The organism is Acinetobacter sp. P8-3-8, from assembly GCF_000214135.1.
GTDB lineage: Bacteria > Pseudomonadota > Gammaproteobacteria > Pseudomonadales > Moraxellaceae > Acinetobacter.
In genome coordinates this window covers 1-14,692 of record NZ_AFIE01000032.1, presented here as the reverse complement: position 1 = coordinate 14,692, position 14,692 = coordinate 1, and the positions used below count along the sequence as shown (strand labels likewise).

12 protein-coding genes and 1 pseudogene are annotated in these 14,692 nt (G+C 36.5%); 8 read left to right on the top strand and 5 right to left on the bottom strand.

Annotation, left to right across the window (positions count from 1 at the left end; all coding sequences use genetic code 11):
• Nucleotides 1-138: 138 nt before the first annotated feature.
• Nucleotides 139-2,283 carry an MFS transporter gene (locus GGG_RS0112810; protein ID WP_010115442.1) on the bottom strand — a complete coding sequence of 715 codons (2,145 nt, stop codon included), beginning with the start codon at nt 2,281-2,283 and terminating at the stop codon, nt 139-141.
• A gap of 181 nt (nt 2,284-2,464) precedes the next feature.
• On the opposite strand from GGG_RS0112810, the gene GGG_RS0112805 reads away from it, so the two are divergent.
• The gene (locus GGG_RS0112805; protein WP_010115440.1) at nt 2,465-5,038 is read left to right on the top strand and encodes an ATP-binding protein; all 2,574 of its coding nucleotides are present in this window, start codon (nt 2,465-2,467) and stop codon (nt 5,036-5,038) included.
• 577 nt (nt 5,039-5,615) lie between these two features.
• Here GGG_RS0112805 and grxD read toward each other — a convergent pair.
• Nucleotides 5,616-5,960, bottom strand: coding sequence for a Grx4 family monothiol glutaredoxin (grxD, locus tag GGG_RS0112800; protein ID WP_010115438.1), 345 nt, complete (start codon nt 5,958-5,960; stop codon nt 5,616-5,618).
• 160 nt (nt 5,961-6,120) lie between these two features.
• On the opposite strand from grxD, the gene GGG_RS0112795 reads away from it, so the two are divergent.
• Nucleotides 6,121-7,332, top strand: coding sequence for an aspartate aminotransferase family protein (locus GGG_RS0112795; protein ID WP_010115437.1), 1,212 nt, complete (start codon nt 6,121-6,123; stop codon nt 7,330-7,332).
• Between the two features lie 70 nt (nt 7,333-7,402).
• Here the strand turns inward: GGG_RS0112795 and GGG_RS0112790 are convergent, their stop codons facing one another.
• From GGG_RS0112790 to surE, 3 genes are all read right to left on the bottom strand, one after another.
• Complete coding sequence (locus GGG_RS0112790; RefSeq protein ID WP_010115436.1) at nt 7,403-8,335, bottom strand: LysR family transcriptional regulator; 933 nt, start codon at nt 8,333-8,335, stop codon at nt 7,403-7,405.
• 94 nt (nt 8,336-8,429) lie between these two features.
• Entirely contained in the window at nt 8,430-9,266 is an 837-nt protein-coding gene (locus GGG_RS0112785) for a peptidoglycan DD-metalloendopeptidase family protein (RefSeq protein ID WP_010115435.1), read from the bottom strand.
• Nucleotides 9,267-9,370: 104 nt separating this feature from the next.
• Nucleotides 9,371-10,156, bottom strand: coding sequence for a 5'/3'-nucleotidase SurE (surE, locus tag GGG_RS0112780; protein WP_010115434.1), 786 nt, complete (start codon nt 10,154-10,156; stop codon nt 9,371-9,373).
• A 118-nt stretch (nt 10,157-10,274) separates the two neighbouring features.
• Here surE and GGG_RS0112775 point away from each other — a divergent pair, with 118 nt between their 5' ends.
• The 6 genes and pseudogenes from GGG_RS0112775 to GGG_RS21615 form a co-directional block, all read left to right on the top strand.
• On the top strand, nt 10,275-10,640 hold the full coding sequence (locus GGG_RS0112775) for an MCR_0457 family protein (RefSeq protein WP_010115432.1): 366 nt from the start codon (nt 10,275-10,277) through the stop codon (nt 10,638-10,640).
• A 192-nt stretch (nt 10,641-10,832) separates the two neighbouring features.
• Nucleotides 10,833-11,231, top strand: a complete 399-nt coding sequence (locus GGG_RS0112770; RefSeq protein WP_010115431.1) for an MCR_0457 family protein — start codon at nt 10,833-10,835, stop codon at nt 11,229-11,231.
• Nucleotides 11,232-11,348: 117 nt separating this feature from the next.
• Nucleotides 11,349-12,497: a D-alanyl-D-alanine carboxypeptidase PBP5/6 gene (gene dacC, locus GGG_RS0112765; protein WP_010115430.1), complete on the top strand. Its 1,149-nt coding sequence runs from the start codon at nt 11,349-11,351 to the stop codon at nt 12,495-12,497.
• Between the two features lie 126 nt (nt 12,498-12,623).
• Complete coding sequence (locus tag GGG_RS0112760; protein ID WP_010115429.1) at nt 12,624-13,166, top strand: gamma carbonic anhydrase family protein; 543 nt, start codon at nt 12,624-12,626, stop codon at nt 13,164-13,166.
• A gap of 7 nt (nt 13,167-13,173) precedes the next feature.
• Entirely contained in the window at nt 13,174-14,145 is a 972-nt protein-coding gene (locus tag GGG_RS0112755; protein ID WP_010115428.1) for a DUF6035 family protein, read from the top strand.
• A 423-nt stretch (nt 14,146-14,568) separates the two neighbouring features.
• Nucleotides 14,569-14,692, top strand: a pseudogene (locus tag GGG_RS21615) (DUF6035 family protein); the annotation flags it as partial.

Here is a 14,692-nt window from a genome sequence, read left to right as displayed (position 1 = left end):
ATGCTTATTTTTAAATGTAAATCACACTATAAAATTAAAAAACCTATTTCACTGTTCAAATGAAATAGGTTTTAACAAAGCATGATGACCTAGCCATCATTCACACACTGTTTAAGTATGCCAATAATAATGTCAATTTTAACTTTGGCGACTTGAATGTTCTTTCAATAGTTTTGCGACCCATACAACGAGAATAAGAATCGGAATACCAATTAACGTAGTCATTAAAAAGAATTTCGGATAACCAATATTGGTCACAATTGTTCCCGAATAACCGCCTAGAATTTTAGGTGTTAAGGTCATCAATGAACTAAAAATTGCATATTGCACGGCTGTGAATGACACACTGGTCAAACTTGACAGAAATGCAATGAACGCTGCACCAGCCAAACCTGAAGCTAAATTATCGACAATAATTGCAAAATAAAGCCAAGCAGAGCTGTATTGCTCAATGACTTTACCTTTAATTTCTACACTATCTGTAGACTGCGCATTGATTGCTGAGATCGGTTGAATATCCACATCCAACGCCATTTTCTGATCTGAAACTTGATAATTCTGTTGAGCATTTAAAGTTGCATGTTGCTGATTAAAGTTTGCAATTGCCTGAATGTTTTTTGAAGCAGAACCTTGTAAATCCTTGCCATCAATAACGCCAGTAAATATGCCATCTTTGTCTAATTTTGCAGGATATTCTTTACCATCTAATTTTAAAGTTATCGGCTGTTCAGCATTTAATTCAGTCGCTTGCACACCGACCAGTTGACCTTTCACCACAATATTTTGTTTTAATTCAGTTGAAGTCAGTTGATTGTCACTACTCACAGGTAAAATCTGAATTTGAGCAGAGCCATCATCTTTTAAATACGGCACAACATATTCAGCTTGTGCAGATTGATCGGTGAGTGCAACATTCACTTGGATTTGTTTTGCTTGCATCAAATCTTGATTTGGAACATGAACTTTCCAATATCCGACCTCATCAGGTTGGGCTTGATATTGCTTTGTACCCACATGTACGACAACAGGTTGCATAGGCGCACCTGACTTGACTAAACCAATGAAAATTAAATTGGTTGAACTTGCCAAAATCGCACCCACAAACATCAATTTCATAATGTTCATTCGTTGCGCAAGTAAACCACCTAAGAAACCACCAACCAAGCTAAAAATCACACCATAAATTTTAACCGCTTCAGCAATTTGTTCTTTGGTAAAGTTTAAATCTTGATAGAACACATTCGAAATCACACCAGCAATGATGTCTGAAATTCGATAAAAACCAATCAACAGCAACAAAACTAAAGCCAGTTTGACACCATAGCGCTTAAAGAAATCTGCAATCGGATTGACCCAAGTTTCATAAGCCATTTGTTTATTGACAACACCTATACGTATTAGCAATGTCGCAACAAAAATAGCCCCTGCACCTGAGCCTAAAAAGCGAACAGCTTCCATTAAAAATTTTAAGAAACTGTCTTTGATTTCCCACTGCGTTTGTAGATATTGGACAATGTCATATGAATAAATATAGAAACAAACAAAACTCGCAACAGCGATAATAAAGACAAAGACTAAGCGATAATAATCAATATTTTTATAGTGCTTATCGATACGATTTACGATCGGTTCACGAATAATTAAAGTCGTGATGATACCCACCATCATTACCGCAGCCATAGTTAAATAGGTATATTTCCAAGCATCATAAATATAATTGCCTTTCGCAGTACCTAATGATGCAGCAAGAAATAAAGCGCCCGCACCTGCAATAATCATCCCAATGCGATAGCCCGCATTATAGGTCGATGCCAGTACTGTTTGCATTTCTGTTTCAGCCAACTCGATACGGTAAGCATCTATGACAATGTCTTGCGTTGCTGCTGAGAAGCCGAGTAATACTGCTCCAACCGCCATTTGATAGATATAGCTTTGTCCCAGTGCTGGATCTGAAAATGCCATGATACAAATTGCACAAATAATGAGTATTTGAGCGATCAACAACCAAGCCCGTCTTCGACCAAGACTTTTCGTTAAAAATGGTACGGGCAATTCATCAATCAATGGTGCCCAAACAAATTTAAATGAATAACCCAAAGCAGCCCAACTAAAAAAAGTGACTGCGCTCTTCTCAATCCCTGCTTCACCTAACCATAAAGATAAGCTTGAGAAGATCAAAAGAATGGGGATACCTGCTGAAAAACCCAAAAACAGCATAATTGCTGCACGGCGGTCAAGAAATGCGGTAAAGGCAGATTTCCAACCTGTAGACTGTGTTGTCATTGCGTTATTATTTTCTGAAAAATGAAATAGTGCTATTCAACCGCTTAATGCTCAGAGTTTCAATCACTTTTATGCAACAGTTGTACCCATTTACAGATATTTCCGCTTTTGGCGCTTGATCTTTACCCCCAATCCTGTATACCTTTAACCTTTAAACCTTCATTTGTTTTGGATTCAACCTGTGACGCAAAGACACGATCAATTAAGCTCAACCACTGTTTTAAATACGACAACCACCACCGAAATACAAAAAATTGAAAATAACTTAGCAACGGCTTTTGATCAAACTGAAATTCAAAACACATTGGCTCTAACGGCGCTTAAAGCAGAGCAACTGACGCATATCCCTAATTTTGGGACGATTCCTTCATCCACGAGAAGAATCAAGCCTTTAAATAACTTTTTAGGTCAAGATCGTGCTAAAGCTTCTGTAGAGGCAGGTATTGCTTTGCCTTATTCAGGCTACAATATTTTTGCAGTGGGAACAGCGGGCTTGGGTAAACGCACCATGATCAAGCGCTTACTGCAACAACATGCCAAAACCATGCAAACGCCTGATGATTGGGTTTATGTTTATAACTTTAAAAATGCTAGACAACCAATTGCACTACGCTTCCCTGCAAGCCAAGGCAGTAAATTCCAAACCTTAATTCATCAGACTTGGCAAACCATTGTCAAACAGCTTGAACGTCGTTTTAGTGCAGAAACCTATCACAACCATATTGAACGAATTCGTCAAGTCACTGGCAATGAACAACAATTGGCTTTGGTTGAACTGACTAAAGAAGGCGAAGATTTAGATCTAAAACTGATTAATCGACATGATGAACATATCTTTGTACCGATTCATGTGAAAAATGATGAAGTTTTAGAAATGTCGCAAGAAGACATCAATGCTTTAAACAGCAAACAACGTGCTGAAATTCATTCCAATATCCGTTATATGGATAAAAAATTAGAACGTTTAGGTTTACAACTGGGCGATCTTGAAGATGAAGCTCGCGATAAAGTTTCTGAGCTGAATCGTGATATTGCCAAACAAGTTGTAATTCCACGCATGGAAGTCATTCTCAATAAATTTGAATCTGTACAAGGGCTTGAGCAATATTTAAAGTTTTATGCTGCTGATATTATTGAAAATGTCGAAACGATTTTAGATCAGGAAGGTGAAGAATTCTCTCCTGCACTGTTTAACCGTGTGCCTTCTCGTTACCAAGCCAATGTAGTGGTCAGTAATAAGCCTAATTCAGGTGCTCCAGTTATATTTGAAGACTTCCCAACCCATTACAATTTATTGGGTCATGTTGAACAGTTGACTCAGAACGGAACAATTACTACAGATTTCACATTAATTCGTCCAGGTGCATTACATCAAGCCAATGGTGGTTTTTTAATTTTAGAAGCTGAACAACTTTTAGAGCAACCTTATGCATGGCAAGGTTTAAAACGTGCTTTAAAATCAGGGCAATTGAAACTGTCATCTTTAGAGCACATGCTGACTTTAACAGGAAGCATTTCAATTGAACCTGCACCTATTCCGTTGAATTTAAAAGTGGTGTTACTTGCAGAACCTGAAATTTATTATGAAATTTTAGAGCTTGAGCCTGAACTAGGCAGTGTTTTTAAAATTCGTGCTGATTTTACCGACACTTTGCAACGTAATGATGACAATGAACAAGCCTATATGCAGTTGATTGCGGATTATGTTCAACAAGATAAATTGTTACCTTTTGATCGCTCTGCGCTTGCTGCTTTACTTACCGATTCAAGTCGTCAAGCTGAAGATCAAAGTTCATTGTCATTACATGCTTTGACTTTAGGTGATTTAATCCGTGAGTCACATCATCATGCTGCACAATCTGGCGAAAAACTGGTTACCTCTCATCATATCAATACTGCACTGAAACATCGTCAATATCGCTTAGGCTATTTACGTGAACTTTATTGGCAAGATTTATCACGTGGTACGCAATTGATTGAAACGCGTGGTCATCGCTTAGGGCAGATCAATGCGCTGTCAGTGATTCATTATGCAGACGTTGAATTTGGCTTACCTTCACGTTTAACCGCCTCTGTATATCAAGGCGGTGGCGATATTCTAGATATTGAGCGTAGTGTTGAATTAGGCGGTTCGTTGCATGCTAAAGGCGTGTTATTGATGTCGAGCTTCTTAAAAGCACATTTCGGCCGTGAACAGATTTTACACTTCTCTGCTGCCCTTGCTTTTGAACAAAGTTATGGTCAAGTTGATGGTGATAGCGCCACAGTTGCTGAATTATCTGCATTAATTTCAGCAATTTGCCAATTACCGATTGATCAATCTTGGGCAATTACAGGTTCAATGAACCAATTAGGACAAGTGCAACCGATTGGTGGCGTGAACGCTAAAATTGAAGGTTTCTTTGATGCATGTAAATTACAAGGTTTAACGCATAAACAAGGTGTGATTATTCCTCGTCAAAATATGCAACATTTGATGTTACGCCAAGATGTAATTGAAGCGGTGGAAGCTAAACAATTCCACATTCATGCCATTGATACTATTGATCAAGCTTTAGAAATACTTATGGCTCGCCCTGTAGGGACTTTAGACAAAAAAGGACGCTACACCAAAGGATCTATCTATGCGGCTGTCATGGCGCAACTTGAGTATTGGCAAGCACTTGAAGATGGCGTAGAAATTGAGGAAAAGCCGAAGAAAAAGAAAAAAAGAAGAAGGAAAAGAAAGCCAAAAAAGTTGAAGCTGAAGCAATAGTTGTTGAAACCAGTGCTACTGAGTCCGTTGAAAAATAAAATACAGGTAAATAATTTTATCTGTATTTTAAAAGCTTAGCTAAATTTTAAAAGCTTAACTAACGTCAGTTCGGGATAGATTTTGATGTAAGTTATTGAAAAGATAGATCAGGCACAGCGGAGTCTCACCGTTTAAAGTCAGATGCAAGGACTAACCTTCGGTTCGACCTACTTTTCTTTCGGGAAAAGTAGGCAAAACCATTTGTCAGTCGCCAACTCGACAGATACCATCAAGTATCTAATATCTTGCAAAAACAGTATATTGCAGATCTTACGGAATATATTCCTCATGCCTCGAACAATGCGACTGACGTTTCCGTGTATCATATAGCTGGGAACATATCTTATCCCGAACTCAGGTTAACTAACAATAAAATTACGCTCTGATTATTCAGGGCGTAATGCTTTTGTAATGACGATAATAAAAAATTGAATATGTTATCACTGTATCAAATTTATAAAATATCGCTACCTTTAAAAAATCATTAACACTGAGACAATAAAAAAGCACCTTTCGGTGCTTTTTCAATATCTTCAGCTTATTGAGCTTCAGATGCAGGACTATATTGTTCAACCAATGGTTTTAACTCACCATTTTGGAACATTTCGAGCATAATGTCGCTACCGCCAACCAATTCACCATTGATCCACAATTGTGGGAATGTAGGCCAATTTGCAATTTGTGGCAATAATGCACGAATATCAGGATTTTCCAAGATATTTACATAAGCAAATGGACGACCAATTTGACTAAGTGCTTCAACTGCACGAGCAGAGAAACCACATTGTGGAAATTGCGGCGTACCTTTCATATATAGAAGTACTGCATGTTTAGCAATTTGATCGCGAATTAATGCTTCTGTATCACGCGCTTGTTCAGTCATTGATAAATCCTCAACTCATCTGCCTGCATTATACCTAAATCCACAATAAAGAGTATGGCTTGACGATTATTTCCAATTTTATTTGTATTTAGACTTTAAATCTTTGCCAATCTTTGGTTAGATGAACTTTTATTTTTCCCCTAACAGATAAGAGTTAGTCATGAACAACATTACCCTCGCACCGGTACAACCTGATCAACCATCTCATTTGATGCCTGTATTTAGCCGTCAACCGATCAGTTTTGTCCGAGGACGAGGTTCTTATCTCTACACTGAAGACAATACTGAGTATTTTGATGCACTTACAGGAATTGCGGTTTGTGGCTTAGGTCACGCCCATCCTGTTATTGCTGAAGCGATTGCTGAGCAAGCAGCGACTTTAATTCATACCAGTAATATCTATGAAGTGGCTTGGCAAACTGCTGCTGCTCAAAAACTTGCAGAAGTTTCAGGCATGGAAGAAATTTTCTTCTCAAACAGTGGTGCTGAATCCAATGAAGGTGCAATTAAAATTGCACGTAAATTTGGCCACATGCAAGGCATTAACACACCTAAAATTATTGTCGCAGATCAATCTTTTCATGGTCGTACCCTTGCAACATTGTCTGCAACAGGCAATAAAAAAGTTCAAGAAGGCTTTGCGCCATTGGTTGAAGGCTTCATTCGTGTGCCATTTGGAGATATCGAAGCGATTGAAGAAGCTGCAATTAACCATCCTGATATTGTTGCCATTTTAGTTGAACCTATTCAAGGCGAAGGTGGTGTAAATACTGCGCCACAAGGCTTTAGTTATCTTGAAGAAATTCGCCACATTTGTAATCAACACAATTGGTTGATGATGCTCGATGAAGTGCAAACAGGTAATGGCCGTACGGGTAAATACTTTGCATACCAACATACCAATATCGTTCCTGATGTCTTAACGACAGCTAAAGGCTTGGGCAATGGCTTCCCTATTGGTGCTGTAATGACACAAGGTCGTGGTGTCGGTGTGCTCACGGCTGGAAATCACGGTTCAACTTATAGTGGTACACACTTAGGTTCACGTATCGTGTACACAGTAATCGATTTGATTCAAAAAGAAAATATCGTTGCCAATGCTGCTGAGATTGGATCTTATTTAGTTGAACAATTCCGTACACAACTTGCTGATCAAAATGTCACTGTTCGTGGTTTTGGAATGATGATTGGTATCGAACTACCTAAAGCATGTGCTGAATTAGTGAATATTGCACGTGATGAACATCAGCTGATTATCAATGTAACTTCGGGTAATGTTGTGCGCTTACTGCCTGCATTAAACATGAATCAACAACAAGCAGATGATTTATTGAACCGTTTAGTTCCTGCGATTAAGAATTTTTTAGCTTAATGTGAATAAATTGTAATCGTACAAATAGAAAAGCCGCTATATAGCGGCTTTTCTATTTAGGCTGAAACGTTTATGAAGCTTCTTGGAAAATTCTGCCGCCTGGTAGTTGGCTAAAATATTGTTTCAAAGCATCCAAACAACGATGAATTTTCATCGGTTGTTGTTCACGTTTTAAAGTCACAGCACTCAAAGTGAAAGTTGGCAACTTCCACTCTGGTAATACTTCAACCAATGTCCCATTCATCAATTCTTTTTGCACATCTAAATAAAGAATGCGTGCAATTCCATGTCCATTTTGGCACAGAGATTTTGCAATAAATACATTATTTGTTTGAAGACGGTGCTTCATTTCTAAATTAACAACTTCACCTGTTGCACCATGCTGAAATGAAAAATGTTGATAATTTTTCAAAATATTTATTGGAATCAGATCATGATTCTGTAAATTTTCAGGACGTGAAATAGGAGATGTTTGATTTAAATAACTTGGCGATGCAACTAAAATCTGATCCACTCGTGCCAAAGGCGTACAGCTTAAATTATTCGAATCTTCCATTTTAGAAGACATGCGAATAGCAATATCAATACGCTCTTGAATCAAGTCGATATACTGGTTATCTGCTTCAAAATGAACCATCAAACCTCGATGAGCAGACATCCAATGTGACAACGCAGGCACAACGTGTGTTGCACCTATTTCCGGGGTGGTCGCAATGCGTAAATCACCAACTAAATCGTCTCTCAACTCATTAATTCGGATTTTTCCACGCTCTGCCGCAGCAAGCATTTCTTGACAGCTGTGGAAAAAAGCTTGACCGGCCTCAGTTAAACTCAGTTTCCGTGTAGAACGATGTAGAAGTGTCACTTCCATTTCATGTTCTAAAGATCGAATTTGCTGACTAACCGCACTTGTCGTAATGCCTAGATCACGCGCGGCACCACTGAAAGAGCTTTTTTCAACAACACAAGCAAATACACCCATTGCTCGAAGTTGATCTAACATAAATTTCCCTCTGAAATTATGAGTTGCTTCACATTTTTTGTTCAAAACAACTCATTGTATTATACGAAGAAAATTACACTTTGCATCAAAATTATTAACTTACAGGTAAAATATTTGCAGGATTGATAGGTTTGCCATCTAATCGTACTTGAAACTCTAACATGACGCTATTTGCGCCAGATGAACCCATTTCTGCAATCTTCTGTCCTGCGTTAACATTTTGACCACTTTTCACTAACATTTTACTGTTATGAGCGTATGCAGTTATGTAACCATCGATATGTTTTATTAATACAAGATTACCATATTCTTTCAGTCCATCCGCAGCATAAACCACTTGCCCATCTGCCGCAGCAAAGACTGGATCGCCTTGATTACCGCCGAATCGTAAACCTTTGATATTATTTGTTACATTAAAGTTTGCAATAATAGGCCCATTTGACGGCTTCACCCATCTTAGACTTGTGCTTTTTGCTGGAATGACAGGTACTTGTGCTGTTGTTACGGCTGGCGCAGTTGGCGTAGGCGTAACAGGTAGTGATACCGGTTGTTGCGTTGGTAAATTAATAGTCTGACGTTGAATCTGCGGTGCTGTCGTTAAGGCTTGGGTCGAAGGACGACTCACATTATTTGCCGATTTCTTCAACCGAATAGATTGCCCAACGTAGATTCGATAAGGTGGAGCAATATCATTCATTTCAGCAACGCTGATATAGCTTAGACCATAGCGCATTGAGATTCCGCTCAAAGTATCACCAGAACGAACAGTATAATAGTCTGGTGCTATCGCATATCGAGTTGGATTATTAATTTGTGGTTTCGACGCACAACCTGTAACAAGTAATGTAGAAGTGACAGCGACTGCTAAAAAAATCGTCTTGATCCATACCTTAGGCATTTGAATTTGGAGCTGTGATCGAGCCAAAAGCATTGAATTCCCTCTCTACATCTTAAAATTTGAAATATTTTGCTAAGATTAGCAAAAAACAATTAACTTTCACCGTTTAACAGTGCTTTTTCACAAACTTATAACATTCACACATCAAAATGACTATGGGATAGTTGCAATTGCAATGATTCCAAGACACCGTAATTCGTTGCATCCATTTGAATAGGTGTAATACTCACAAAGCCATTTGCAATTGCAAAAAAGTCAGATTGAATGTCTTGTAAATTTTTCTTCGGATGTGCAACAGCTTCACCCGCTAAACCAATCCAATACACTTGTCTTCCACGCGGATCAACATGACTGGTGATTGGTTTTGATTGAATTCGTCTACCTTGATAGGTAATTTGCGCGCCTTTTATTTCCTCAACATCTGGAATATTGATATTAAAAATATGTCGTTCTGGCAGTTGCGGTAATCCATTTGCGATGAATTGATAAACCCAATTTGCAGCTTTCGCATAATCGTCTGGATGCTCATAAGAACGTACATTACCACCCGCCAAAGAAACAGCAATCGCCGCTTGTTTCATTAAACGCCCCTCAAAGGCAGCGCCTACTGTTCCAGAATACAAAACATCATCGCCAAGGTTAGCCCCGCTATTAATTCCACTGACCACCAAATCAAACTCAAAATCAAACAATCCATTCATAGATAGGTATACACAATCAGCAGGTGTACCATTGACTGCCCACATATCAGGTGCGATTTGAATGGGTCTAAGCGGACGATCCAGTGTTAACGCGCTCGAAAAACCACTCCGTTCACTTTCAGGCGCGACAATCACAACACGCCCTAATGGTCTTAAGGCTTTTGCAAGTGCTTGAATACCTGGCGCAAATACACCGTCATCGTTGGCTATTAAAATATTCACTTTTCTCTACTCTTCAGTCGTCGTTTATTCAATGTCTGCTAAATAAATCGATTTAAATTTATTCAACAATTATATATAGTTATGCATCCAATTCTAAATCAATTTGTAGTTAAAAAAGATGATCACTCGTTCTCTTATTCGTACATTTTCTATAGCATTTATCACACTTTGCACACAATCTGCATTTTCTGAAACATTAAGCACACAAGAAGCGGACCTTATAATTAAAGAAGATATTGCTGCAACTCAAGTATTGGCAGAAGTATGCCCTGCTTTAATTGGCAATAATCCTATTTTAAAAAGTAAAATTGATGGATTAACTCAAAGCTCATTAAAAGAGTTATCTAAATCAACGACATTGGCACAATTACAACAAGATGCGGAATACCAAACTGCGTTCAAAGAAGCTCAAGTGAGCGCTAAAGAAGTTGATGGTGAAGAAAATAAAGCGGTTTGTAATGATATTTTGACACTTGAGTCATAAGTCTTAACCAAACAAGCTTGTCATGCAGAAAATTTTGACTTTTATATGAGTTGTATTTGTATTCTTCATATTTTCTGCATGCTTTAATATTTTTTAAATTCATAGAAATCTACAACATCAATACATTATCTCTATATTTTTCACTGTTTTTACGTTTAACCTATGCCCATTCTTAAGTTTATGAGTTTAATCATGCGTATGTCTTTTAAAATGCTTACATTAAGCCTTATTACAGCAAGTAGCTTTCTGATGACACAAACTTTTGCCGCACCAAACAAAGCTGCAAATGAAGAAAATATTGATGTAACTCAAGAACAAATTTCTATGGGTGAAATTGCAACAGTTTATAATTTATCGTTAATGTGTCCGTCACTTATTGATGATAAAGACAACAATAAATTTAAACATAACTACGATATTGAATTGAAAAAAGTATTACCAAATGAGGCGAACCCTCAAGAAGCGATCAAAAAGCTCAGTAAGCAAAAAGATTTCAAAACGTCTTTAAAGCAAATTCAGGCGGACTCGAAACGCTTTGGCGATAAAGAAAACAAAGAAATGTGCCAAGAAGTTATTGATTACAACTATTAAAGTAAAATAGTTACAATAAGTAAGAAATAAGCCGACTTTTCGTGTAGAAGTCGGCTTTGCTTTGTCCTAGAATACTAGGCTGTTTTTGTGCCCATATAACGATTGGAACGACCTAGAATGACCAGAAAAAGCGCCATTGCTGCATTATTACTTTTACCCTCATTTTCTTACGCAGCAACCGTCTTATCTACACCGCCAGAATTAAATAATAAATCGTATGTCTTAATGGACTATGAGACTGGGCAAATTCTTGCATCAAAAAATGAAAATGAAAAATTAGCACCTGCTTCAATGACCAAAATGATGACCAGTTACATCATTGAGCAAAAGCTTCTTAAAGGCGAACTGACTGAAGATGAAAAAGTTCGCATGAATGAATCTGCATGGTGTCGTGGTAGTAGTACTGAATCTTGTATGTATGTGCCTTTAAATGGTACTGCGACAGTTTTAGAAATGTTACGTGGTATTATTATCCAGTCTGGTAATGATGCATCTAAAGCCATGGCTGAGCATATTTCAGGCAATGAAGGCTCGTTTGCTTATGCGATGAACCAAGAAGCAAAACGTGTAGGCATGGTAAATACTCATTTTATCAATGCCACAGGTATGCCTGCTGAAGGACATTACTCTACTGCTAAAGATATGGCACTTTTAGCAAAACATATCATTCACGACAGTTCAAAATATTATCCAATTTATTCTGAAAAAGAATTTACGTTTAATGGTATTAAGCAGGGTAACCGTAATGCCCTGCTATATACAGATCCAAGTGTAGATGGTTTAAAAACAGGTCATACAGAAGAAGCGGGTTATTGCTTAACTACATCTTCTAAACGTGGTCCTATGCGTTTGATTTCAGTAATCTTTGGTACACCATCGATGAATGAACGTGCAAACCAGACTCGTGCATTATTAGCATGGGGTTTTTCAAACTTTGAAACTGTAAGCGTTCAACCTGCAAACCAAGCGCTTGCAACAGCGAAGGTTTATTTTGGTCAAGAGAATGATGTTAAAATTGGTTTAGCTGAAAACTTCAATGTGACTATGCCTAAAGGTCAAGCTAATGCGATCAAAACTCAAATCACAGTTCAGCCAAACCTAAATGCACCTTTAAAACAAGGTCAAGTGGTTGGTAAATTGACAGCGACTTTAGATGGTAAAGTGATTGCTGAAAAACCATTGGTTGCTTTAAAAGCTGTTGAAGAAGCTGGTTTCTTCTCTCGCTTAATCGATCATATCAAAATGTTCTTTAGCAACTTGTTTTAATGCTAAAACTTAAAGTTTAACTTTTTGTCTTAGACCAAAGCATCCATATTCTCAATATGGGTGCTTTTTTATTTATAATGCATTGCATGTGTCAAAATTGATATTGATAGAACAGGAATTTTACCAATGAAAAAGAATATTCGCCCATATTTAGAACATCACCCTAAGATTGATTCTACTTGTTATGTTGATGATTTATCCGTCATTATTGGTGAAGTCACTTTGGCTGAGAATGTTTCTGTTTGGCCTTTTGCTGTCATCCGTGGTGATGTAAATAGTATTAAAATTGGTCGTAATTCTAATGTTCAAGATCATTGCATGTTACACGTCAGTCATAAAAATGATGCTAAACCTAATGGTTCACCTTTAATTATTGGCGAGGATGTCACCGTTGGTCATCATGTGACTTTGCATGGTTGTAACATTGGTCATCGTGTACTCATCGGAATTAATAGTATTGTTTTGGATGATGTCATTATTGAAGATGATGTGATGATTGGTGCAGGTTCTTTGGTTCCACCACGTAAACGTTTAGAAAGTGGTTTTTTATATGTCGGTAGTCCTGTACAAAAGGTACGCCCTTTAACTGAGAAAGAAAAAGAATTTTTACCTTATTCAGCAAGACATTATGTGAAAGTGGCGAGGAATTATTTGGAGAATATTGGATAGGTAAGTTATGAGGAATTATGAACGGACTATTAAAATAGCTTTTGATGTTGTGTCTAAAAGCATAATTGATGCAGAATTAGTTTTAAAAAATACCCAAGATGCATTTGCTTTAAGAAAACAATATAACGAACAAAAAATCAAACCAATCTGTTGTGAATGCCAACAAGAACTCGTGGTCTCCCATAGCCGATATGATAGAGTTTATTTTAAGCATAAACCCAATCATAACTTCTGTATTTTAATAGATGAAAAACTATCTCCTAATGAACAAGAAGTTTTCATATCAAATTTACAATCCAAAGAAAGTCCTAGACACAAAGAACTCAAAAATAAAATTGGTAGGCTTTTAGCTTCTGAAGATGGAGTTGATGTATCATCAATTAATGTTGATAACCACTTCATTACAATTACAAATGAAAAGAGAAAACCTGATGTTTATTGTGAATACAATAAATACAAAATAGCTTTTGAAATTCAAATATCTAAATTATCTCAAAAATATATCTTGAGTCGTCACAACTTTTATAAAAAAAATGGTATTTTTTTGATATGGATACTCGATAACTTTAATATACACAACCAAACAGGTCTAGAGCGCGATATTAAATACTTAAATGAATATCAAAATTTCTTTAAGTTAGACGAAAGAACGGAATCATTCAAACTAATCTGCGATTTCAAAAAGTCTTATCTTACAGAGAGCAATCAACTACGAACCAAATGGATAAATGAATCCATAACTTTAGGTCAATTAAAGTTTAATAATCAAATTTATCAAGCTTTTTTTTATAATTTTGATGAAAATTATAAAAATAATGAAATATTTCAAATCCAAAAAGAAAAAGCGATAATAGAAGCTAAAGCTGAGGTAAATTCAAAAAAAGAATTATTGATTTCAACCCAAAAAGTTGAAAATGTTATATCTAAAATAGCAAAACTAAAAATAACCCTGATAAATCAAGACAAGTTGAGTCTTTAAAGTTTCTAGAATATAGTAAATTAAGTAGTATGATTGAATTTGAGTTTACACAACAAGAATATGCTTTATTAAATCAAAAGTTACAATTCAAAGAATTTGAACTAAAACATCATTTCTCAATCATCACATATTTCTTACAACGCCCTGAAAAATTTGACTACGCATTTATAAACTTTATATTGAGTTGCACTAAAATTAATTTTAATACACGTTTAAACGACCAGAATGATATTAGTATTTTCCAAAATATTTTCATGCATCAATACAGGCATTATGAAGATTTAGTAAAAAATTACTCCTTAGAAACTATCAAATTTCTGATAAAGACATTATTTTTTTGGAAGAATTACCAAACCCTGATAAATTTATAATTTCAAATACTCAAATCTATAAAATTTACAAAAAAATAATAACACTTTATATTTAAATGATATTTTAAAATTTCACAACCTTTTATTTATTATAGAATCCGCAAGAATTCGTAAAATTGTAGGATTTAACTACAAAACTAATGAGTGGATTGCTTTTGCAAACAATGCCATAACCC